Here is a 23798-nt window from a genome sequence, read left to right on the forward strand (position 1 = left end):
ATGTGCAGAAATGTATGAGAGGCACCGTCGAGACGAGACGGACAACTGGGTTGCTGTGGAGGCCGTGTGAACGGTAGAGCAGACAACCGCAGACAGCCGAGCGATCATCGGTTGCCGCGCGTCGGCAGGACGCGGGAGGGCAACGGATGGTGCAGGGACAGGCAGGACGGGACAGTGATGCGCGCGAAGGTGAATGAGGAAGTCGTCAAGGTATGGGTGGTTGGAGTAAGGGCAGCCAAATTGGTACGTGTCGAGGTGGTTGTGCCCCACGCTGCTCCATCCCGAACCAGGCCGTGAACGCGACACACACCGAGGCTACTGCAGCACCCGCTGTGGGAACGTAGGAGGATGCGTACCGCTCCACAGAACCCTCGCTAGATAAAATCCAGCGAGGGTTTTTATTGTTTAATCTAAATCCAAGACATGCTCTAAACCACGTTTCAAGCCAACAAATGTATTGACCTTGCGAATTGCCAACAAGGCTCCATCAACATATGGTTCAGCTCCATTGCCCGCCTCGTGGCGCAAAATCAGCTTTTGATCGGGCATGCCGAAAATCGCTTCAATGCTAATGACATAGCCTGGCAAACGGACTGAATGTACCTGTTGCTCTGCCATTCGTGCACCACGGGTTGCTTGGTCGCCTACAATCTCTTCGGTTGGCACGGTTTGGGCTGAATCACGCACTTGGCCTAAGCGATAGGCTAATTCGCGGGCTGTTCCGCTCGGCGCATCGATTTTCTTGTCACTGGCATAATCGATAATTTCGCTATACGGAATGTAACGCGCTGCAATTGTGGCAAATTTTTGCAATAACACCACGGTTAATGCAAAGTTGCCGACCGCTAGCACTCCACGTTGGGCTTTTAGCGCAGCCTCGTGGATTATGGCATAGGCTGCATCATCTAAGCCCGATGTGCCAATCACCACATGCGATCCCTGCGCCAAGGCTTGTAACACATTGTTGAGTGCTACAGCAGGCTTGGTGTATTCAACAAACACATCGCAGGGCTGGCTCAACGCTTCCTCGGCGGTGGCGAATACTGAACAATCCAGCTTAGGCTGATTCAAGACAATACCCAACTGTTGGCCTGCATGGCTACGTGATACTGCTGCAACCAAACTCAAATCATTGGTTTGGGCGATGCCTTGGGCAAGCGCCGAGCCAGCCCAGCCAGTTGCCCCAGCTAAACATACCCGAATTGACATAAAAAATCCTTCTAAATTGTGCCAACTCTATGATACAGGTTAAAGCAAAACCCCCGTTGTTCAGTTGAACAACAGGGGTTTTGGGTTGCCACTTGGGCTGGATTAGAAATCCATGCCGCCCATGCCACCCATACCGCCAGGAGCTGGTGCAGCTTCTTTTTCTGGGATATCGGCGACCAAGGCATCGGTGGTCAAGATCATCGAGGCAATCGAGACGGCGTTTTGCAAGGCCGAGCGAGTTACCTTGGCTGGGTCGATGATACCCATTTCGACCATTGAGCCATATTCGCCAGTGATGACGTTGTAGCCAAGGGTTGAGTCGCCTTGATCTTTTTGCAAGCGGCGCACGGTGTCGATAATCACGGCACCATCTTCACCAGCGTTGCGAGCCAATTGGCGAATTGGTTCTTCCAAGGCGCGGCGCAGAATCAAGACAGCAGCTTTTTCGTCTTGGTTGGCTGGCACAACGCTATCCAAGGCTGGCAACACGCTCAACAAGGCAATCCCGCCACCAGGTACGATACCTTCTTCAACAGCTGCACGAGCGGTTGAGAGCGCATCTTCGACGCGGTGCTTGCGTTCTTTCAATTCTGGCTCGGTTGCAGCACCAACCTTGAGCACTGCCACGCCACCAGCCAATTTGGCCAAGCGTTCTTGCAGTTTCTCGCGATCGAAATCGCTGGTGGTAGTTTCAATTTGAGCACGAATTTGTTCGATCCGAGCTTTGATTGCTTCTTCGTCGCCGCGGCCTTCGATAACCGTGGTTTCGTCTTTGTTGGCAATCACGCGGCGAGCGCGGCCCAAATCTTCGACCGTGGCGCTGTCAAGCTTGCGGCCAATTTCTTCGCTGATAACCGTACCACCGGTGAGGATGGCAATATCTTGCAACATGGCTTTGCGGCGATCGCCGAAGCCAGGCGCTTTGATTGCCAACACGTTGATCGTGCCGCGCAATTTGTTCAACACGAGGGTTGGCAAGGCTTCGCCGTCGATGTCTTCAGCGATAATTACGAAGTTCTTGGTGAATTGCAAGACTTTTTCGAGCACTGGCAAGATTTCTTGGATCGAGCTGATCTTCTTGTCGGTGATCAAAATGTAAGGGTCTTCCAAATCTGATTCCATGCGGTCGCTGTTGGTGACGAAGTAGGCTGAGATGTAGCCACGATCGAATTGCATACCTTCGGTATATTCGGTTTCGTAGCCCAAGCCTTTGCCTTCTTCAACGGTGATAACGCCGTCTTTACCAACTTTGTCCATCACTTCAGCAATCAAATCGCCAATTGACGAATCGGCAGCTGAGATGGTGGCAACGCTTGAGATGTCGGTGCGATCGTTGACTGGCTTGGCCAAATCGCGGATTGCTTGCAACAAAACGGCAGTGCCTTTGTCCAAGCCACGCTTGATCATCATCGAGTTAGCGCCAGCAGCCACTTGGCGTAAGCCTTCGTGGACAATTGCTTGAGCCAAAACGGTTGCGGTGGTCGTACCGTCACCAGCAACATCGTTGGTTTTGGTTGCGGCTTCAACCAACAAGCGAGCGCCCATGTTTTCAAATGGGTCTTTCAATTCGATTTCTTTAGCAACGGTAACGCCGTCGTGGGTTACGGTTGGTGAGCCGAATTTTTTATCGATAGCGACGTTGCGACCGCGTGGCCCCAAGGTCGTCTTAACTGCATCTGCAACCACATCCACGCCACGTTTGAGAGCGCGGCGGGCTTCTTCATTAAAAGCAACTTGCTTTGCCATTGGTAAATAATCCTCCTAAGAAGCGTCGCGAATTAGCCTTAGCCTTGAACGACGGCCAAAATATCTTTTTCAGCCAAAATCAAATAATCTTCGTCGTCCAACTTGATCTCGGTGCCAGCATATTTGGCAAACAGCACCCGATCACCAACTTGCACTGCAACTGGCACGCGCTTGCCGTTATCATCCAACTTGCCTTCACCAACGGCCACAACGAGGCCTTCTTGAGGCTTTTCTTTATTCGCTGTGTCGGGCAGGAACAAGCCACTTTTGGTTTTTTCTTCTTTGGCTTGAGGCTTGATCACCACACGATCGGCCAAGGGGCGAATCCGGAAATCAGACATGGTTATGTGTCCTCCTTAGTTGACCATTTAGCAATCTACTGTGATGAGTGCTAAATCCAAGTGCTAGTGTATGTGGTTCTATTAAGCTTGTCAAGGCTGTGTTTATCACTCTTGGGCTGAGAGTGCTAAAGCGATTTAGCTCATTCTGAAGGGCAAAAATCGTGCTGCTAGCCTGATTTAGCTGCGTTAAGCGATTGTTAGAATTGAGTAAAATCGTAGCAAGCGTGCTCATTTGACCAAGCCTGTTACTTTTTGCGCATCATCAACGATGTATTGAGTGCAAGGCCATTGCAGATTCAGACTATATGAGGAGGCTGATGTATGGCATTGATCCAGCGGCTCGTTGCAGAAACAACGCCATTCGATCAGCAAACTCGTGATGATCATCGTGATGTGGCGTTGGCAGTGGCGGGCGATCATGAGGCCTTTTTGCGCTTGTACCAACGCTATATCACGCCTGTTTATCGGTTTCTGATGGCCCGTTTGCAACAGCACCACGATGCTGAGGAAGTTGCGGCGCTAGCCTTCGAGCGAGCTTGGCAGAGCCTTGCTCAATTCAAGCCCAATGGGCCATTTGTTGGCTGGCTATTTACGATTGTGCGGCGCTGTTTGGTCGATTTCTATCGGCGAGGCCAACGAAGTCGCCAGCAAACCCAATTATCAGCTGAATTGGCGAGCCAGCAAGCTTCGCCCGAATTAACTATGCTTGAGCTTGAACAACAGCGTTTATTGCATCAAGCCCTAGCCCAACTTACCCCTGAACAGCAAGAGTTGCTTCAACTGCGCTTTTTTGCCCAATTGCCTTATGCCACAATTGCCCAAATTCTGGGCAAACGCGAGGCTGCGGTCAAAATGGCCGCCTATCGAGCGCTTGAACAACTCAAACGGAGGCTCACCGATGACCAATCAATCTGAGCTTGAGCATGCTTTGGCTGAGCTAGAAACGAGCGAGCTTGTCCAGCAATTAATCGGGCAATCCCAGCGATTCAGCCCATCACAAGCAACAATTCAACAAATTCAGGCTGGACTCCAGCCACCAATTAAGCGAGGAAATTTCATGCAAACATTGTTTAAACAGCGGCCAGTTCGTGCGCTTGCCATGGCGGCCTGTAGTGTCGCCATGGCCTTGGGATTAGGATTTGGCCTCAATCAACCAACCCATAGCGTTTCAGCCGCCGAGTTGCTACAACGCGCCGAAACCTTTGCTAGCCAGCCAATTGTGGCTAATGGCAAGGCTCGTCATATCGCGATTGAAATTTCGACCACCGGCAGCGATGGTCAAATCGATGAGCATTATCGCGATGAGATTTGGCTGGTGCAAGGCCAATCGCATATTTTGCTCTATCAACCAGCCCGCCAATCGCTGAACGGTCAACCAGTCGGCTATCAAATGGGGCCAACCATCGTCGATGAAAACTACTTTTGGAATTACAACGCCCACGATAATACTTCAGTCAAAGCACCGTTCGACGAATGTTCGATTAGCTTGGAACAATGGGTAGGCAGTGTGGCGTTTGGCTCAGACAGCAATTTCCCCAATGCCACAATCATTGGCACTGAAGAACTTGATGGTCGCCAGCTCACCGTTGTCGATCTTGGCAGCACTATTGGCACAGCTTGGATTGATGCCAATACTGGCCAGATTTGGAAATTTACCAGTAGCCAGACCTATGAAGGCCTGACGACTGAAACCTTGGTGCAATTTACGGTTGATGAAACAGTTGAATTGGATGCGCTGCCCGCTGAATGGCAAACCTATACCGCCCCCGCTGGCAGCCCAATCATCGAGCAAACTACGCCATATTGTATTTACGGCTAGTTTTCAAGCGATTCTAGGCGCAGTACAGTTGCTCCTTGCTCATTGACTTCAACGATCATCACCGCGCAGCCTGCCTCAATTGCTCGGCCACCAAGCGCTCGGGCATTGATGCGGGCTGCGCCTTTTTGATGTTCATAGGCGACTATCCCAAAGCCATCGATGGGCAAAGCTTCGACTACCACGCCCAATTGGCCGATTGGCCCAACTTTGCTTTGCGCCGTACCTGCTTGTTGCACAATGCTGCGTTCGATGATCATTCGATAAAGCAATAAACCAACCGCTAAGCCCCCAGCCAAGGCAATTAAGCCACTTAACCACCAATTGACCCCAGCACCACGGGCCAAAAAGCCCACCCCAGCAGCCGTGATTAGCCAGCTCGCCAAAACCAAAGGCTGAATAAATAACCAACGCGACGAGCGTTGCATCCGTTCGAGCGAAGGCCAGAGCGGCTGGCGGCGAATTTTGGTGATCGCAATAATTGCTAAACCTAAACCGAGCGCCGCCAAATAAAACCATTGATCAAGCGTCAAAATGGCTGATCCTTTCAAGTTGCAAGGGGATGTTAATCATCGAGCTGGGCGCGGCCTGTTTGCAGCCAACGAGCCAAATTTTCACGGCCATTGCGCTGAGCAGTAGCGGCGGCCTGTTGCCAAGCGTAGCCAATCGCATAATGCTCCACCTGCCAGCCTTGGGCGTTGCGTTCGACGATCGCATAGCGGGCATGCGGGCTGCCTGCTTCCATAATATGTGGATAAGGCTGGTCATCATTATACGCAGGGATGCCAACGCTGCCTGGGTTGACGATCAACTGGCCGTTGCTAAGCTGCACGGTGCGGGCGATATGGCTATGACCACAAACGATCAGCGATTGGCTGATGCCTTGAATTGCGACGCAAATTGCTTTCTCAGAATGCAGCAATACCCCGTGCGGTGTGACATGCTCCAGTAAATAGGTGGTGTCGCTGCTTGGTGTTCCGTGGCAGCAAAAGATATCATCAACAATCGCTGTGGCTGGCTGGTTGGCAAGCCAATTGCGCTCGTTTGGGCCTAAATCAGCCTGAACAAAGCGATAACTCAGGTTTTGTTGCTCTGGTGCAACATCCTCAAACAGGATGCGATCTTGGTTGCCACTGATTGAGATGTTGGCAACTTGGGCTAGTTGTTCAGCGCACCAGCGTGGCTGCAACACGCTATACACACTATCACCGAGGTTGATTATCTGATCAACCTTACGCTGACCAAGATCAGTCAAAACAGCGGCTAAAGCCAAGCGATTGCCATGAACATCGGCCAAAAGTGCCCAGCGTGGCATATACAAATCTCCAAATTAAGCTGAATCAGGTAAATTGAACAACCGTTTGATCCAATTGATAAATAATGCAACCGATTCACGTTCTAAATCTAAAGCTGCGTGGTTGCGCTCTATGGCTTTGCTCATTTGGACGACTGGATTTTTCTGCCAAGCCAGCCATGTGAATATTTGGGCTTTACGTAAATCCTTTTCAGTAAACATAAGCGATCTTAAGTCGGCTTTTTCACGGACAGCGCTGATTGTGTGTTGAACTTCTTGCCAGAGCGCATCATCAGGCCGAATCAGGCTGATAAAAAAATCTTCGATTGTGCCTTGATCGCGGTTATTTGGCATAATCCACACGCCGATGCGTGGTTGGTCAACGGCGTGCAGCACTAAACCCTCGACGGGAATGATTGGAGCTACATCAGTGTACGTTTCAGCTAATATCGTATGGACTTGAGCATAGGTTTTTTGAGCATCTTTATCGGCATCAAGAATTAAGCCAATCACAATATCATCATTTTCATCATCTTGTTGCATTAAACGAACCCGTAATTCTTCGATAATTGCGATTTTATCGTGGGTTTGTTGCTGGCTATCATTAAAACCACTGAATATAAATTCTAAATTGTGGATAACTTTTTCTTTACTGCCCGATTGTTCAATACGTAAACGGGTATCATTATGTTTAATAATTAATGCTTTATCATGATCGTCTTGGCTTGGATTATTGATGGTTGAGTTAAGTTTACGCTTGATTAATTCGATCAAAATAAATTTGTCGTTGCTGCCCTCAACCAGAATTAAATTAATCTGTCCCATTGCTAGCGTACCTCAATATCACGTTCGAGGATCACTTGCATATCTTTTTGATTGTATTCAGTTGCAACGATTTTGCCCTTTTTACGACCCAAGCGAATTAATCGCCCTGATTGAGCCGTCTGATTTTTGTTAGTTTTATTAAAGGCATTCAAACATTCTTTATTATGGGTTGTTGCAAATACTTGAACATTCAAGGTTTCAGCCAGCTTGAAAATCAATTTCCATACATCAGGATAGATTGAGTAATGTAGACCATTTTCAATCTCATCAATAATAAAAACCCCATTTTTTGAATTCACTAATGCTAAAATTAATGCAAATATTCTATTAATACCATCACCTAAACTTTTTAGAGGTATAAATTTATCATATCTATTGAGTTTTACGATAGGTATAGGATAAGAAGATGGTTGGCGTGTATTTTTATCATTATTTCGATAGTTAACCATATTTATGGAATTTACATCTGGCTCTATTATTTTTAATGCTTCTATAACATTAGATTCTAAACCATCGATTAGACTTATATCCCTCCATTTTCCTAGTTGCTGTGGATCGATTTTATTTGAATAAATAATATTACAATTAATTTCTAGAGAATCATTAATTATCCTTGAGATTCTTCTATTATACCTATCTATTCTACTATATATCATGCCTTTTCCATTATTGATTCTAAGATTAATTCCTGGAAATGGGTTTTCACTTGAAGAGATATCTTCAAATTTTATTGGTGTACTTATAGGAATGTCATCATCATTAATTTGTCTTTGATACCATTGTGCTTTAAGAGATAAATTTTTTTGAGTATCCTCTCCAATAACTATAGTTTTAGTCGAGTCAGTAAAATCTTCCCTTCCGAAAAAAAGATTTTTTAGTGCAAAAAACTCTTCATAGCTGGATTCATCATCTTGCATACTACCTAAAAGACGATGCTCATCGCGGTCTTTTAAAATATCATAAATAGTTACGCCTGAGCCACGATTGGCATAGAGCAAGATTGCCTCTAAGAGAGAGGTTTTACCAACATTATTTTTACCAACAATCAGGTTTACCCGACCAAGTTGGTTAATCTGAAAGTTTTCAAATCCCCGGAAATTCTGAATGATGAGTGATTTAAGTTGAAGTTCATTAGACATTACATTCCCCTTGCTTGGGCATAGACTCAATTGATCATAGCATAGCGGATGCTGTAAGTCTATTGAAAGCTAGCAGCTAGCAGGGCGGGTGTAGCCGCGATTGAGCCAGTTGATGATCGTGCCACTTTGGTAGAGTTCGAGGCACGAAAGGCTGCCCAGGTCGAATTTCCATTGCCAATAAAGCTTGAGGGGAGTTTGAAATAATTGGCAGCATAACACTTGCAGGCTAGTAGCATGGGCAACCAGTAGGACAGAACGTCCAGCATAGTTTGCAATCAGATCGTTGGTGGCGGTTTGGACTCGTTCAGCTACAGCAAGCAGGGTTTCGCCTTGGGGGGCCGGAATATGCAGGGGATCATTCCAATGGGCGCGGGCTTGCTCAGGAGCTTGATCTAAAACTTGGCGATATGTCAGGCCTTCCCATGCGCCATGATCAATTTCGCGCCAGCGAGGGTCGCTGATTGCTTGATGCTGCGGCAGCGCACGCGCCAGCGTTTCGGCTGTACGACGTGCGCCACTGTGAAGCACAATTTCGGGGGTTTCTTCAACAAGCCACTGCCCAAGCTGGGTAGCTTGAGCCTGACCGCGCTGGCTTAGCCCTTCATCAGCACGACCTTGGTAGCGTCCCGCTTCGTTCCAGGCGGTCGCACCATGGCGGGCTAGCAGCAAACGCAGGCCACGTGGATCGGGCATCGTTACTTGACGCGCTCCAAGATTGCTCGCATGCGTGGGATACATTGCTCAACGTCGGCGATTGAAACCGCACCAACCGAGAGCCGCATCCAGCCGGTTTCTTGGCGCAGGCCGAAGGCTTGGAATGGCACCAAGGCCACGCCTGCTTGCTCCAGCAAAATATCGCCAATTTGGGCATTGCTGGTGATTGGCATGCCATCAAGGCTCTTGCCAACCAAATCGAATTGGGTGGAAAGATAAATCGCCCCTTGAGGTGCAATTGCATCAACTGGCAAACCAGCGGCCTTCATTTCCTGCACGGCGTTGTAGATCAAATTCAAGCGAGCGCGAACTTCGTTATGCATATGCGCATAGAAATTGTCGAGCACATCGATTGAATTCAAAATATGAGCGGTGGCTTCTTGCTCTGGGTGGGGTGCCCACGCGCCAACGTGATTCAAAAAGGCCTTGATGCGGTCGGTGATGTGCGGCGGAGCTACAACCCAGCCAACCCGCAAGCCCGTCGCCGACCACGATTTGGAGATGCCATCAATGAAGATCGTGTAGGCCGACATTTCGGGCATCACTTCAACAGGCGTAACGTGGCGAATATCACCAAGCTGTAATTCCCAATAAATTTGGTCGTAAACCAAATAGAGCAAGCGCAAACCAAGCTCTTTGCGGCGCGTATTTTCGTTAACAATCAACTCGCTAATTTTGCGCAATTCCTCAGGCGAGATCATCGTGCCTGCTGGGTTGAGCGGCGAGTTAATCGAGATCAAGCGTGCTTCTTGGATGAATGGCGCAAGCAGTTCGGCGGTTGGCAAGAAGCCATCTTCAGGGCGAGTTGGCACTTCAATCGCCTTGGAGCCACAGAGATAGGCGTAGTGATTGTTGTTCCACGATGGCACGGGATAGACCACCGTTTCGCCTGGATCGATCAATACGCCATAGGCTGCGTAGAGACCTGGCCGTGCGCCCGAAATAATTTGAATGCTTTCTAAGGGATAGCGCAACCCCAAACGGTGTTCGTAGTGGTTGAGCACAGCTTTGCGCAAGGCCATCACGCCTTCGGCTGGTGGGTAATTGGTGCGGCCAGCGCTATATGATTCAATCGCTGCATCGCGCAACGCTTCAGGAATTGGGAACTGGGAAGGCGCAAAATCACCGACGGTGAAATTACAGACTGTGCGGCCTTGGGCTTGCAACGTGCGGACATTACCGGCAATTCGCAAAATTTCAGAACCAACCATGCCACGCGCCATTGCGGAGATCGATTGGCTGCTCAGTTCGGGTGATTTTGGCTCGAAATAGTGAGCGGCATCAACCGTTTCAATCAGTGTCATTGCTACACTCCTCGGTGTTTGTGAGGAACAGTTTGGCTTGCGGGACGATTTCGCGTCCCTAAGTATAGCAGATGTCATCAGTCAAGCAGCAGCGACAAGTTCGAGCAATCCTGTAGGACAAAGTTGATCCACGAAGGGCACGAAGAGCACGAAGGTTAAGTTTTTGATCCACGAAGGGCACGAAGAACACGAAGGACGATAAGGCTATCGGCTGTTGGCTATCGGGGATTGATTGGCAATACTAACAATTGTTCCGCTAGCCTAGCGCCAATAGCCAATAGCCACATTCCTCTGCGCCTCTGCGTTAAATACAGATTTACGAACGTTATTTTAGCCACAGATTACACAGATTGATGTGATTATCCTGCTATGCTCAATACCTGACCCCTAGCCCCTGATCCCTGACCCCTACTATTTTGCCTTTTGATTTCTGCTTTTTGACTTTCGCTTCATCCCCAATCCTGGATTCTGCGTAGAATACAACTGAAACACATGCTAGGAGTACGCTGATGAAGTTGATTAAACGCCTTGCGCTAGGCTTAGTTTTGCTGCTGATCATTGGGATTGCTGGCTTTGTGCTGTGGGCGAGTAATCCAGCCGCTGCCATGCCAACGGCCAGCGAAGCCTTAGTTTCTGACCAAACCGTCACGGTGTCAGAAGCTGATTGGCTGATTTTTGAGCCAAGCACCACTCCAACTACGGGCCTGATTTTCTACCCTGGGGCACGAGTTGCGCCTGCGGCTTATGCCCCGCTGGCCCATGAATTGGCCAAAGCTGGCTATTTGGTGGTAATTGTGCCAATGCCGCTGAATATGGCGATTTTTGGCTCTAACCGTGCCGATGCGGTGCTGGCGGCCTATCCGCAGATTGCGCATTGGGCGCTTGGCGGCCACTCGTTGGGTGGTGCAATGGCCGCGAAATATACCTATGATCATCCCGATACAATCGATGGCCTGATTCTGCTGGCGGCCTACCCGACGGCCTCGAACAGCTTGGCTGAGCGTGAGCTAGCTAGCAGCATGATTTATGCAAGCAACGATGGCTTGGCAACCTTGGCCGATATTGAAGCAGCCCGCCCATTAATGCCTAGCACGACCCGTTGGGTGGAAATTCAAGGCGGCAATCATGCCCAATTTGGCTGGTATGGTGAGCAATCGGGCGATTTGCCCGCCACAATTAGCCATGCTGAGCAACAACAGCAAACTGTGCAAGCTGCGCTAGACGTATTGCAACAACTTGATCAATAATGCAGCGCTATCTTGAATACCTTGGCTGATTGCATGAATGAACGTTTTCGTTGGTGGCCGACAATTCGGCGCTATCGACTGATATTAATCCTTTTGTTGGTTGGGGCGGCGGCTGTGCGTTTGGGCTTATGGCTGTTGCCAAGCCACCAACCAGCGAATGATGAAGTTGAATACCTCGCGGTTGCCCACGATTTGTTGACAGGCCAAGGCTGGCGTTTTTATGCTGCTTACCCTTGGCTGCGTGCCCCGTTATACCCGCTGTATCTGGCAGCAACGCTCTGGTTGAGCAACAACGACCCGCAAATTGCCTTGCTATTTAATATCGGCCTGAGCCTGATTCACCTATGGTTGCTATGGTTGCTTGGGCGCGAGTGGGCTGGCGATCATCCGCAGGCTGAAAAAGTTGGGCTGTGGACGGCTGGTTTGGCCAGTGGGTTGTTGACCTTGGCAACCTTTGCCAATTTATGGATGAGCGAAACACTTTGGAATGTGCTTTGGGCTAGTAGTTTGTTGCTGCTGCTACGTTGGCATCGGACGAAACAATTACGTTTTGCCTTGGCCGCTGGCTTGACGATTGGCCTGACGATTCTGACCCGCTCGTTGCCCTTGGCCTTTGTGCCAGTGCTGATTGGCTGGATGTGCTGGAATTGGCGTGGTTGGCGTAGTTTGCAGCATGGTTTGGCCTTGGGCTTGGTAACCTGTGCGGTGGTTGCGCCATGGTCGCTGCGCAATTGGCTGGCCTATGGGCGTTTGATTACGGTCGAAACTGGCTTTGCCTACAATCTGTGGGCGTTTAGTGAGCCAGCGCTTGAGCTAAGCGAAATCAACACCATTCTCGCGGCGATTCCTAATCCAGCGGAACGGGCTGATTATGCTTCGGCCAAAGGACGCGAGTTATTGGCAGCTGATCCGAGCATCTTGGCACGAAAACCTTGGACGAATACGGTGTATCTCTGGCGCATCAAGCCAATTGAAGATCGCTTTATTCAGGCCAATTATTATAGTGATGTAGCCTTACCCTACTTAATCGCTGCCTTGATTTTCGATGATTTGTGGTATGTGCTGTGTGTTGTATTAGCATTATGGGGCTTTGCGCGTGCCCCGCGTGATGCCCGCTGGTGGCTGGCCTTGCTGTGGGTTGGCTATATCGTTGGTAGCACCATGTTTACCCACGGCGAAGCGCGATATCGCCAGTTTTTCTGGCCAATCATGCTAATTTACGCCGCGTTTAGTTTGGCCAAATTACGGGTAACTACGCCAATTTGGCAACGCTTGGGGGCAACTGCCCTCGGCCTAATTATTGGGTGGGTGATTATTGATCATTCGCCGTGGCAATTGCTGCAACAGCAAATTAGACGTGGTTGGTGGCGCTGGCAAGCCGACCAAGCCTTAGCAGCTGGTGATTTGGCTCAAGCTGAAGCTGCAAGTTTGCGGGCACTCAATAGTTTGCCTTCGGCTGATGGTTGGCTGGCGTTTGCTCAGATCAAAGAGCAATCGGGCCAATTTGATGCGGCGGTGCAAGCCTATATTGCTGCGGTCAATCACAACCGCGATTATCCCTTGGCGAGCTATCAATTGGGCCACTATCTGCTGCAGCGCAACGATCGAGCGGCGGCGCGTGAGGCATGGGCAAACCCCTATATTGATCGCACGAGTCTGCTGGATTGGGCTTGGCGTGTAGCCGATCGTCCAGCCGAACATCAGGTTGATCTGGGGGCTGGCTTGGATATTGGCTTGATCGCAGGATTTTATCCAGCTGAAATCCTCGCTGAGAGCACTGCCCGTTGGTCAACTGCGCATGCTCGCTTGCGCCTGCCTGCTGGTGAGGCTGGCGTTGTACGTTTGCGCATTGCCAATCCACGGCCAGGCGATGCACCAGCGGCAAACCTGCGAATCTGTGTTGCTGAGCAGCAATGCATCCAACTCGATCAACTTGGGGCTGAGTGGCGGGTGCTGCATCTGCCAATTGCTGCGAGTTCGAATGAACGTCAAATTGAACTATTAACTCAGCCATGGCACGCGCCAAACGACCAACGTCAGCTTGGCATTGTAGTGGATTGGGTTGAATTAGCGAGGTAAGTATGCGCCGTTATTGGTTGATTGGGATTGGCTTGGCCTTGGTGGTAGCCTCGGTGCTGTTTGCGCGTCCGCTCAGCCAACGGGCTTTTGTACCGATCGCCCAACGCAATTCATGGTGGCAACCAAGCGTCAATTCGACCATGCAACTTCAATTTACGGGCACGCCGCTGAATCTTGGAGTTGACGTAACGGTCTATGATTTGGATTTGTTTGATACCAGCAGCGCGACGGTGAGCCAACTGCATAGCCAAGGCCGCAAAGTTGTGTGCTATATCAATGTTGGCGCTTGGGAAGATTGGCGCGATGATGCCGCTTCGTTTCCGAGTAGTGTGTTGGGCAACGATTATGATGGCTGGCCAGGTGAAAAATGGCTTGATATTCGTCAAATTGATTTGCTTGCGCCAATTATGCGAGCACGCATGGATTCGTGTAAAAACAAAGGCTTTGATGGCATCGAGCCAGATAATATCAATGGCTACCAAAATAATACTGGGTTTCCCTTGACCGCTAACGATCAGTTGATTTTTAATCGCTGGCTGGCTAACGAAGCGCATAACCGTGGCCTATCGATTGGCCTAAAAAACGATTCCGAGCAAATCAGCGAACTGATCGATTATTACGATTGGGCATTAACTGAAGATTGTTTTGATCAAGGCTGGTGTGCCGAATTAAGCCCATTTATCGCCGCAGGCAAGCCTGTTTTTGCGGTTGAATATACTGATACTGGTATTCAAACCAGCCAATTTTGCCCGCAAGCCCGCCAATTAGGAATTAATGCCATGCTCAAACATCGCGAACTCGATGCTTATCGAGTTGGCTGTGAACAGTAGCAAACGAGGGATCAGGGGTCAGGATTCAGGGGTTAGGCGATTAGGTTTTGATCCACGAAGGACACGAAGAGCACGAAGGACGAGGGTTAAGTGAGCTGGGGTCAGGGAGCAGCTTGGCCGTGCTGGGCTGAAACCTGACCCCTAACCCCCGACCCCTGACCCCTGACCCCTCAGTCTGCATTTCGATCCAATGACACAGCGTGCTACAATGGTTGCCATGACAGAATTCAAGCAACGGTGCTTCGCTATATGCCATCAACCAAGTATTATGCCTATCTCCAAACTTTTCAGGTCAAACGCTTGGAACGCGATTACAAATATCTCCTTGCCGAGCCGCAATATCATGGTTTAGCCCAATTTTTCCTTGAAGATATGTATGGGCCATATGATTTTCATGCTCGCGATACCCAAGCCCGTCGTTTGCACCAATTTATTCACTTGGCTCCTGGTCTGAGCATCGAAGATATTGAGGTGACCCTCGATTTGCTCAATCTGACGGTCAGGCTTGATCAACAAGTCGCTGATTGGCTTGAACATAATAACTTCACGATTCCGTTTACCGAGGCGCAATATGAAGAGGCCTATTATCGGGTCAATAGTTTTGAGCCAAGGGTGCGCCAAATCGAGCTAATTAACGAATCGTTGCGGCGAGTGCATCGTTTATCAAAAATTAGCCTGCTTGGTGCAGCCCTCAACAATACCAAAACCTTTGCCAAATTGATGGGCATGGGCGAGTTGCATCGCTTTTTACGGCGCGGCTATCATGCACTCCTTCCAGTTCAGGATCTCAAGCCATTTTTGACTGAAGTTACCCACACCGAACTTGATCGGCTTAAACGAATTTATCGCTTGATGTAGCCCAAGACTTGTAATGCGCGTTCGGCCTCGGCATGCTCGTTCCATTCGATGTCGCCGTTGGCATAGATGATATTGCCTTCGTGGCCCTTACCCAGCAAGAGCACCACATCGCCAGCTTGGGCGGTCGCCAGTGCTTGCTCAATTGCAGTCCGACGGTCGGGAATAAGCCAGCAATTGTGATCAATAATTTTGCCCTGAGCCTGTGCGCCAGCAGCAATTTCCTGCAAAATCTGTAGTGAATCCTCGGCCCGTGGATCTTCATCGGTGAGGTAGAGCAAATCGCACCATTTGGCGGCAATTTGGCCTTGAATCGGGCGCTTGGCCAGATCGCGCTCACCTGCTGAGCCAAATACCGCAATCAAACGACCTTGAGTCAAGGGCCGCAGCATACTCATCACTTGCTCAAATGAATCGGGGTTATGGGCATAATCAACCAGCACGCTAAATGGCTGGCCAAGCTCAACTTGCTCCATGCGCCCGTTGATGCCTGGAATTGCCTCAAGCCGCTGAATTGCTGCCGCCAGATCAACGCCTCGCGCCACACACACGCTCAGTGCCGCCAACACATTGTAAACATAAAACGTGCCAACTAATTGCAAATTAAGTGCAAATGTGCCTTGCGGCGTGATTGCGCTAAACCGCAAGCCCTTGCTAGTTGAGACAATTTCGGTAGCGCGGAGATCGGCCTCAGCATGAATTGCATAGCTCAAATGCCGCACCTGATCGCCAGCTGCCACCCGAAATTGGGCTGCATGGGGATCATCGGCATTAACGATTGCGACTTTTTCGACTGGCGTTGTTTGACCAAGGATCGATTTTTGGCTGAGGCTAGTGGCGAGCAACTGAAACAGCTGGGCTTTATCAGCACGATATTGCTCAACCGTGCCATGATAATCAAGGTGCTCATGGGTCACATTAGTAATCAAAGCCACATCATAAGCACAATCGCCCAGCCGATTCCAGCGTGGCGAGAGACCATGCGACGTGCTTTCGACCACGGCATAGCGACAACCAGCCTCGACCATCTCGCGCAGCATTGCCTGAATTTCCAAAGCTTCGGGGGTCGATTGGCGGGTTTTGTTGGCCCATTGGCGCTGGCCAATTTTAAAATCGACGGTGCTCATAAAGCCCACCAACTCGCCGCTGGCTTCTAAAGCCGCAGCAGTTAAAAAGGTGGTCGTCGTTTTGCCTTTCGAGCCAGTAATCCCCACAACTTCTAATTGTTGGGCCGGATAATCATAAAAGGCTGCGGCAATCGGCGAGAGCGCAACCTTAGCATCAGCAACCAAAGCTGAGGGAATTGTAGTAGGTGGCGCTTGATTGGGATCATCATAAACCACTGCCACCGCGCCTTGCTCCAAGGCAGTTGCAATATAACGATGGCCATCAACATGCACCCCTTTGATCGCCACAAATAGCGCTCCAGGGGTAACTTTGCGCGAATCATAGGCCACATTGCTAATTGCAACGTGATGATCACCGGACGCTTGATGGGTAATATGCAGCAAAAGTTCAGCGAACGATTTCATTGATTGTTCCTATTCAGAGCGACGGCGCTGCCAAAGCCAATACGCCGGACGCAAGAAAACGCGATCATAGGCTGGCAGATAGCGGACTGGTTGACCGCCCCAGCCTTTTTTAAAGCGATAGACTCCTGCCATGCCGGTTGCTTGAGCCGCTTGCTCCAAGCGTTCACGTTCCGCTGGTTCAGTCGTGGCTTCAAGCGCCAAAAAGGCCTCGGGAATGCCCCAAAAATCGTAAAGCGAGCAGCCGCGTTGTTTAGCCCAAGTAATTGCAGCCCATTGCAAGGCATGGCTGGCGGCAAATTTCAAGCCTTCTTCATTCGTGCCACTATACATATATTGGGCTTCAGCGCCTTGAGCAAACACCAAAAAGCTGCCAATTACGCGGCCTTCGCGCTCAGCGATCAGCAACCGTGCTGCGCCATCAGCTTGATCGCCGCCAAACAAACGCCAAGCCTGCGCATAATACTCGCGGCTGTGAATGCCAAAATTGGCGCGTTGGCTGGTGGCTTGCATAATCGCATAAAACTGATCAAGATCGGCCTCGGTTGTGCCAACTCGAATGGTTACACCCTGACGCTCGGCACGGCGTACATCAGCGCGATGGCCTTTGCTACACTGGGCTTGCAAGTTCGCCAACTCTGGTTGAAGATCGAGGTGAATTGAGGCGCTTGGTTGCATACTGCGCGATTGCTCGTAGCCCGCCAGCAACAGCTCAGAATGCAGTTGATCAGCGGCTCCAGCATCAAGCAGATTTGGCTCCAAGCGCAAAAATGTCGCCCAACGTTTGCGAGCCAAGCGCTCTAAGCTTTGCAACAACAAACGATTGGCGGCCTGATCAGCTGACCAAATTGGGCCACGCGGCACATAGGCCACCCGCAAACCATATTGCGAACGCCACAAAACCTGTGCTCCGGCGCAAAACCCATGCTGGTTGTAGATTGCAATCCGTTGGGGTTGCCAACCAAATTGAGCTTTGAGTTGGCCCCATTCAGCGCGTTGCAAAAGATGCACAGCGGGGTTGGCCGCTAGTTCTGCCGACCATTGAGCGGCATCAAGCTCGCGTAGCGCAAAACTCACACTTGGCCTCCTCGCCATAAGCGTTCAGCAAAGCCTTGTTCGGCCACACTTGCCGCATACGTGCTCAGTTCTTGCTCCATCGCCGCAACTGTGCCAAATAATTCAAAGATTTGGCTAGCGTAATCGGCAACTGAGGCCAGCTTGATCGCCAACGTTTGATCAATCGCAATCACTTGATCGAGGATTGGTTGCACTTCAGCCAAGCGTTGATCACGTGCATTATTGCGGGCCGAATAGGGCAAATCTTCATACCAGCGCAGATTTGCTAGCACTTTGGCCGCTACGCCATGAGTAATTTGATGATCGACGTGATTGCCCACCGCCAAGGGTGCGTACCAGGTTGCGTTGGGATATTGCTGGGCGAGAGCTTGAAGTTGGCTGGTAAGACTAGTCCAAAGCAAATCATCGGCAATCGGTGTGCCAAAAATGGCGGCGGCTGAATCATAAGCAGCATGGCGATAGATTGCGTCGTGTTGCTCAAGAAATAGTAAATCGGCTCCGAGGCGCTGGGCAGCGGCTTGATCTTCGGCGCGACGAATCGCAATTGGATCGCTGGCAGCGCCCCAACGTTCGTGCAGATAAGCCGCAAAACTATTGAGTTCGCCACTGGGCGGAGCACTACAAATGGTGACGATCAAACAAGGTTCGCCAGCGGCCTGCCAACCGGCCAATGCTCCGCCAAGCGAGAGCGCTGCATCATCGAAATGCGGCGATAAACAAATGTGTTGATACATAAGAACATAGAACATAGAACATAGAGCATAGGTGCCTTATGGGTATGTTCAGCTCCTTATTACTAAATGAGGGGTCAGGGATTAGGGGCTAGGGATCAGAGCGTTGAAACTAGGAAGAATACGAAGAGCGCGAAGGCTTCGTTTTTAAGCCACGAATTGCACGAATTGGCACGAAGGTTTCATGTCCCACAATTCAGTGCCAATTCCCCTAATCCCTGACCCCTGATCCCTAACACCCTCTGCGTTAACATCGCCAATCCCCTCTTTCATCCCTCATCCCTCATAATTCATCCTTCGGTTACTCGTCCTCGTCGTCGCCATACCAATATTCATCCTCGTCCTCATCGTCGTCGAGGGGCAACGATTGGATGGGATCGTCGAAGAATTGCAATTCTTTGAGGGCTTCGGCAGCGGCTTCACGCCGAACGCCTTCTGAATCGTTGACTAATTGTTCGAGAAAGCGTCGCGCAGCAGTGCCACCAATTTGGCCCAATGCCCAAATTGCGGTTGTAGCAACTTCAACATCGCCATCAGCGGTAGCTCGCGCCACGTGGTTAACAATCGATTCGGCTAAATCGCCAAGTTCACCAGCAGCCCGCACCGCCTCGAAGCGCAACAAAGGCTCGTTGGAACGTAAACTAGTCGTAATTGTTGGCAACCATTGATCTAAGCCAGTGCGACCCATGGCACACAGGGCGGCGGCCTGCCAACCATCATCAAGCCGTTGATGGGCTGCCCCAACTTCCTGATTGACCCGTGGATCGCTATCGGCCAAATAGCCCAAGGTTTCTAGCAAGCGTTGACGCACCAAGGTCGAGGTTTGGCGATCATCAAAAGCGGCCCAGAGCGTTTGCAATAATTCGGTGTTGGTACGCTGATCAAGGTTGCCTTCGCCTGCGCGTAAGGCCCATGCGCCAAGCGTGATCGCCGCATTAGCTCGCACCCCATCATCGGAATCAGTTGTGAGCAATTCGCTTAAACGGCGCAAACTTGAGCGGCGCGTATCTTCGGCCATGCCCTTGACCGCTGCAATGCGAATTGTGGGATCTTGGTCAGTCAACAAAATGCTAAATACGGCGCGAAAATCAAGCTCAAGGCTGGCTTCGCCAACCTCCTGCATAGCTTGAGCTAAATTACGCCGATGGCTTGGCTCGATCCGTGGCCATTCAATTTCAAAAATCTCAGTTTCATCTTGGTCGAGGTCGTTAAAAACTTTGAGTTCACTCAACACAATTGGGCGATTATGGTCGCCAATTTCGGCCAAGGCTTCCTCAATATCGCGTTCATTTTGTTCTTCAGTCATAGGTCACCTTCGTGATAGCATTGCGTTTAAGTCTACCACGGATACTATTTCCTTAGCCTCGCTTCCACACTGTGGGCGAGACTTATGGGAATTGGTTTTAATCGAATTATTAGCAGAATTCAAGGATGGTGATCACCACCCTTCCGTCGCATCTCAAGGCGGTAGACACAGGGCTTTAATCCCCCTGTACCCCCTCAAGGGCAATTATTGAGTGTTATGCATTCACCGATGAACCTCAAGATAAGTGGTTCAAAGGCAAAACCTACCCTTGTTAGGGGTGAAGGGATTCTGACACCTAGCCCCTAACAAGGGTAGGTTTATAGTGTTAACAACGACCAGCATGCCCTCACCCCCTAACCCCCTCTCCCGCCCGCGATGCGAGGGGGAACTGCTCCAGGAGTGCTCCCCTCGCCCGCCGCCGTGGGAGAGGGGCTGGGGGTGAGGGCACAAAAACATAACACCTAGCCCCTGACCACTAGTCCCTCGTCTACTTCCGTTCGTAGCGGCGCACTTCGAGATCAGGTCGCAAGCGGCCTTGTTGCTCCTCGCCAAGCGTTTCCTCGCTGGGCACGGTAATGGTGTCGGGGTCGCCATCGGAGATAAATTTGAGATCAGGCCGTTCTTCAAACAATTGATACCAATATTCTAATTGTGAATCAACCGCTTGAGTGCGGCGAATATGGTAAGGATCGAAATTTTGCGAATAGGGCGAAGGGCTAGCACCACCAGTGACATCGACGGCAGCGCTTAATGTGTAGCTCTCGCCTTCGGATTCGCCTTCGCGTACCAAGCTTTCATCCTCGGGAAACATACCCAAGGGATAGCTCAGACTTGTAACCTTATAGCCATCGCCAATACGTTCCTCAAGTTCTTTGATCGAGAAGGCCAATTGCCATTGAATTTGTTCAGCATCAGCTTCGTCGAGGCGTTGATGGGTGTAGGTATGCGTACCAACTTCGCCTCCCAAGGCCACAATTTCTTGCAGTTTTTGGGTGGCAAGCTCGGGCTGACCAAACAAAACCCGCTCTTTCACATCAACATCGATCAACGGGAAGAAAACGGCAATCGCTGGAAAGTCGGGGTGTTCGGCGGCAAACGCTTGCAAAATGCCCATGGCTGAGGTTGGGTCGAGCGTCCCATCGTCAAGGTAACGGAACTGACCATCCGATGAATCATCAAAGGTCAAAACAACTGGCGATTTGCCCAGCGGCACGCTAATGTTGTTATCAACCAAATCACGTAAAGTTATTGGGTAAAAATTATTAGCATACAACCACTCTAAATCCTTGCGCAAATTTTCGGGCGAGCGGCTATAGTCTGCATCAGGAGATTCAATTAAGTGATATTCTAAGACCAAAACCCAGCCAATCTCATTCGGTGCATACTTCGCGAGATCTGCATCGCTGAGGCCAGCAGGGGTTGGTGAAGCTTCAGAGGTTGCTGTTGCAGCCAAGGTGGGCGAAGCAGCCGTCGTTGGCGAGGCGGCAGTGGTTGGGCTAGCAGCAACAGTTGTGGTTGCAGTTGGAGCTTGGGTTTGCGGTGCTTGCGTGGCAGTACCCTGACCACAACTCAACAACACCCCACCCAGCGTCAAACCCCACAGTCCACGAATCCAACGTCGAATCATGCCTACAGTACTCCTTATCTTTGCGATCATCAGCACGATCTTGTGCTATTATCGTGCGCGATTCTATATAATCATCATACTCGATCTTGCCGACCCACCGTAGCGCTAGAGAAGCGTGAGAAGCTGACAAATTCCTGAGACAGTTCCGCCAATATGCGGTTTGTTAACTGGAGGACTGCCCATGGCCTTCGCCACACCCGAACAGGTGCATCGTTACCCTCGTCGGTTCAAATGGATTTTTGAGGTGCTTTGTACTGTCCTCATTGTAGTTGCTGTGGTGCGTTGGGGACGTGCCGTTTTGCAGTATCTCTGGGATAGCCGCAACATCAATGCTGCCTTCGAGGCCCGCGACACGTTTTATGAACCTTTGGTCAACTGGTTTAATCAAACTGGAACGACCCGCCCACGCCTGCGCGAACTGACTGATGTTGCGCCCTATTTTGGTTGGCTGGGCTTAACCTTGCTCGTGGTTGTCTTTGTTCGTAATTTCTTCCCCACCATTCGCACGAGCAGCCGTGGTATTTTAATTGAATGGGGCAATAGTTGGTTACCCGTCGGTTGGGAGCAAGTTAATGGGCTGCGTGTTACCGAAGATCTTTCGGGTGAACGCTTTGTAGTGCTGCTCCAAACCAATAATAAGGCCTTGACAGGTTGGCATCGCTTTTACAGTGTGCTCTATCGGTTTAGTTTACGCCGGGGCATTTTGATTACCTCGGGCATCTCCGATTTTCTGCCGTTGGTGCGGATGCTCACCAGTGAGTTGGAACAGGTGGCTCGCCAAACTAAACAGCCAGCAGTTAAGCTCGATGAAAAGGCTTCCTCGCCCTTGTTTCAATTGCTGCTCAGTCCAGCTGGTTTCTTTAGTCGCCGCTCTAAGAGCGATAAAGACTATGTTGAGTATGCGACCCAAGCGGGCCTAACTGCCCAACCTGGTCGAGTTGCCAGCATTATGGCGACGTATCCCAAACGGATCAGCAGCTTGCTGGTGATTGGGACGGCGGTGATGGCGGTGCTGGGGCTGTTGCGCGTGCTCGAAATGTTGCGCCAATGGATTGGCCTAAGTTTTGGCGTAGGCGGCATTTTCAACAGCACCCCTTTACCACTTGATCAAAGTGCTTGGTGGTTGCCAGTCGCCGCTATATTGTTGCTGGTGGTGTTAATTCCGATTTTGGTGGTAATCCGCAATATTCTGCCCGATATAGAATCGCGCCAAGAAGGCTTGATGGTGCGTTATTTCAACCGTTGGCTCCTCGTGCGCTGGGAAGAAATTATCGCAGTCAAAACTGCCAGCCTCTCGGAAAATAACCATGTGATGCTGATCCAAACGACGAATCAGAGTTTGAAGTTGATGCACCATATTTCATCGTTGCTGTTCGATGGCTCGAATGCGCGAGGCGTGCTGTTAACGTCAGCCTTGAGTGTCTACGATCCATTGGTGCAGCAAATTGTGCTCGAAGTTTCACGTCGCCAACGGCCTAACGATCAAGATGAAGGCATTTTGACCGAAGATGCTCCAGCTTGGTTGTTACGCTTGATGTTCAAGCCTAGCGATGCAATCGATCGCATGGTTTCGAATATTTTGCGCCGCGAAGATAGTACCAAAATTAAATTTGATACGATGATGACGTTGGGTCGGCCAATGGTTTGGCTGGCGGCAATTCCTACATTAATGCTGCTAGTTGAGCGCCATATCAACGGTGTGCACTATCCAACGGTCAATTCAATTATTAATGTATTGGTGTTTGTCTTTATCTGTTTGTTGGAATACCCAATTGCGGCGGCTGTGGCCCAATTTAGCGAACGCAATATGGATGGCGATGCCCATCTAGCCCGTCCATTTTACCTCTATCCAACTGCCCAATTGCCGCGAATTGTGGTGATGTTGGGGGCATTGTTGCTGCTGGTATTGAACGTGCCCCTGCTGCCAGTGCTGCTCTGGATTGGCGCAGCAATTTGGTCGTTTCTTTTGACCGCTGGTTTGTGGGAAGGGCTATATGGCTGGAGTGGTGGTAAATTATTAGGCATCGGCGCAATTCCAGCGATTATTCAGGTGTTGGCCTTGATGATGTGGGCTTCGATGAGTTAATTGATCTTGCTAGCACCGCAGAGGGCGCTCAATCTTAGCGCTC

21 protein-coding genes are annotated in these 23798 nt (G+C 50.3%); 7 read left to right on the forward strand and 14 right to left on the reverse strand.

Annotation, left to right across the window (positions count from 1 at the left end):
* Positions 1 to 405: 405 nt before the first annotated feature.
* From dapB to groES, 3 genes are all read right to left on the reverse strand, one after another.
* Positions 406 to 1209 (reverse strand): 4-hydroxy-tetrahydrodipicolinate reductase, encoded by an 804-nt coding sequence (gene dapB, locus ABEB26_RS17430; protein ID WP_345723316.1) that lies wholly within the window; start codon positions 1207 to 1209, stop codon positions 406 to 408.
* Between the two features lie 102 nt (positions 1210 to 1311).
* The gene (gene groL / locus ABEB26_RS17435) at positions 1312 to 2955 is read right to left on the reverse strand and encodes a chaperonin GroEL (RefSeq protein ID WP_345723317.1); all 1644 of its coding nucleotides are present in this window, start codon (positions 2953 to 2955) and stop codon (positions 1312 to 1314) included.
* A 38-nt stretch (positions 2956 to 2993) separates the two neighbouring features.
* Positions 2994 to 3296, reverse strand: coding sequence for a co-chaperone GroES (groES, locus tag ABEB26_RS17440; protein ID WP_012191208.1), 303 nt, complete (start codon positions 3294 to 3296; stop codon positions 2994 to 2996).
* A gap of 321 nt (positions 3297 to 3617) precedes the next feature.
* Between groES and ABEB26_RS17445 the strand changes: the two genes are divergently transcribed.
* A complete protein-coding gene (locus tag ABEB26_RS17445; protein ID WP_345723318.1) occupies positions 3618 to 4211 on the forward strand; it encodes an RNA polymerase sigma factor in 594 nt (197 codons plus the stop codon).
* Positions 4195 to 5115 carry a LolA family protein gene (locus ABEB26_RS17450; protein WP_345723319.1) on the forward strand — a complete coding sequence of 307 codons (921 nt, stop codon included), beginning with the start codon at positions 4195 to 4197 and terminating at the stop codon, positions 5113 to 5115. The genes ABEB26_RS17445 and ABEB26_RS17450 overlap by 17 nt, the downstream gene beginning before the upstream one ends.
* Here ABEB26_RS17450 and ABEB26_RS17455 read toward each other — a convergent pair.
* From ABEB26_RS17455 to ABEB26_RS17480, 6 genes are all read right to left on the reverse strand, one after another.
* Positions 5112 to 5645, reverse strand: coding sequence for a hypothetical protein (locus ABEB26_RS17455; protein WP_345723320.1), 534 nt, complete (start codon positions 5643 to 5645; stop codon positions 5112 to 5114). The genes ABEB26_RS17450 and ABEB26_RS17455 overlap by 4 nt on opposite strands.
* 32 nt (positions 5646 to 5677) lie before the next feature.
* Positions 5678 to 6427 carry a metallophosphoesterase family protein gene (locus ABEB26_RS17460; protein ID WP_345723321.1) on the reverse strand — a complete coding sequence of 250 codons (750 nt, stop codon included), beginning with the start codon at positions 6425 to 6427 and terminating at the stop codon, positions 5678 to 5680.
* 15 nt (positions 6428 to 6442) lie between these two features.
* Positions 6443 to 7231 (reverse strand): DUF3226 domain-containing protein, encoded by a 789-nt coding sequence (locus ABEB26_RS17465; protein ID WP_345723322.1) that lies wholly within the window; start codon positions 7229 to 7231, stop codon positions 6443 to 6445.
* Positions 7232 to 7233: 2 nt separating this feature from the next.
* Complete coding sequence (locus ABEB26_RS17470; protein WP_345723323.1) at positions 7234 to 8370, reverse strand: AAA family ATPase; 1137 nt, start codon at positions 8368 to 8370, stop codon at positions 7234 to 7236.
* Between the two features lie 69 nt (positions 8371 to 8439).
* Positions 8440 to 9063 (reverse strand): histidine phosphatase family protein, encoded by a 624-nt coding sequence (locus ABEB26_RS17475; protein ID WP_345723324.1) that lies wholly within the window; start codon positions 9061 to 9063, stop codon positions 8440 to 8442.
* Positions 9064 to 9065: 2 nt separating this feature from the next.
* A complete protein-coding gene (locus ABEB26_RS17480) occupies positions 9066 to 10388 on the reverse strand; it encodes a pyridoxal phosphate-dependent aminotransferase (protein ID WP_345723325.1) in 1323 nt (440 codons plus the stop codon).
* 509 nt (positions 10389 to 10897) lie between these two features.
* Between ABEB26_RS17480 and ABEB26_RS17485 the strand changes: the two genes are divergently transcribed.
* From ABEB26_RS17485 to ABEB26_RS17500, 4 genes are all read left to right on the forward strand, one after another.
* Positions 10898 to 11635 (forward strand): alpha/beta fold hydrolase, encoded by a 738-nt coding sequence (locus ABEB26_RS17485; protein ID WP_345723326.1) that lies wholly within the window; start codon positions 10898 to 10900, stop codon positions 11633 to 11635.
* Between the two features lie 33 nt (positions 11636 to 11668).
* Positions 11669 to 13714, forward strand: coding sequence for a hypothetical protein (locus tag ABEB26_RS17490; RefSeq protein WP_345723327.1), 2046 nt, complete (start codon positions 11669 to 11671; stop codon positions 13712 to 13714).
* Positions 13715 to 13716: 2 nt separating this feature from the next.
* Positions 13717 to 14544, forward strand: a complete 828-nt coding sequence (locus ABEB26_RS17495; protein ID WP_345723328.1) for an endo alpha-1,4 polygalactosaminidase — start codon at positions 13717 to 13719, stop codon at positions 14542 to 14544.
* 249 nt (positions 14545 to 14793) lie between these two features.
* Complete coding sequence (locus ABEB26_RS17500) at positions 14794 to 15402, forward strand: FFLEELY motif protein (RefSeq protein ID WP_012187645.1); 609 nt, start codon at positions 14794 to 14796, stop codon at positions 15400 to 15402.
* Here the strand turns inward: ABEB26_RS17500 and ABEB26_RS17505 are convergent.
* The 5 genes from ABEB26_RS17505 to ABEB26_RS17525 all read right to left on the reverse strand — a co-directional run bounded on the left by ABEB26_RS17505 (position 15387) and on the right by ABEB26_RS17525 (position 21669).
* Positions 15387 to 16931, reverse strand: coding sequence for a UDP-N-acetylmuramoyl-L-alanyl-D-glutamate--2,6-diaminopimelate ligase (locus tag ABEB26_RS17505; RefSeq protein WP_345723329.1), 1545 nt, complete (start codon positions 16929 to 16931; stop codon positions 15387 to 15389). The genes ABEB26_RS17500 and ABEB26_RS17505 overlap by 16 nt on opposite strands.
* A gap of 9 nt (positions 16932 to 16940) precedes the next feature.
* A complete protein-coding gene (locus tag ABEB26_RS17510; protein WP_345723330.1) occupies positions 16941 to 18005 on the reverse strand; it encodes a lipid II:glycine glycyltransferase FemX in 1065 nt (354 codons plus the stop codon).
* Positions 18002 to 18739: a PIG-L deacetylase family protein gene (locus ABEB26_RS17515; protein ID WP_345723331.1), complete on the reverse strand. Its 738-nt coding sequence runs from the start codon at positions 18737 to 18739 to the stop codon at positions 18002 to 18004. The genes ABEB26_RS17510 and ABEB26_RS17515 overlap by 4 nt, the downstream gene beginning before the upstream one ends.
* Before the next feature lie 298 nt (positions 18740 to 19037).
* Entirely contained in the window at positions 19038 to 20042 is a 1005-nt protein-coding gene (locus ABEB26_RS17520; protein ID WP_345723332.1) for a HEAT repeat domain-containing protein, read from the reverse strand.
* A 487-nt stretch (positions 20043 to 20529) separates the two neighbouring features.
* Positions 20530 to 21669 (reverse strand): polysaccharide deacetylase family protein, encoded by a 1140-nt coding sequence (locus tag ABEB26_RS17525; RefSeq protein ID WP_345723333.1) that lies wholly within the window; start codon positions 21667 to 21669, stop codon positions 20530 to 20532.
* A gap of 181 nt (positions 21670 to 21850) precedes the next feature.
* On the opposite strand from ABEB26_RS17525, the gene ABEB26_RS17530 reads away from it, so the two are divergent.
* Positions 21851 to 23755, forward strand: coding sequence for a hypothetical protein (locus ABEB26_RS17530; RefSeq protein ID WP_345723334.1), 1905 nt, complete (start codon positions 21851 to 21853; stop codon positions 23753 to 23755).
* Positions 23756 to 23798 lie beyond the last annotated feature (43 nt).

Origin of the sequence: Herpetosiphon gulosus (assembly GCF_039545135.1) — a bacterium.
GTDB classification, from domain to species: domain Bacteria; phylum Chloroflexota; class Chloroflexia; order Chloroflexales; family Herpetosiphonaceae; genus Herpetosiphon; species Herpetosiphon gulosus.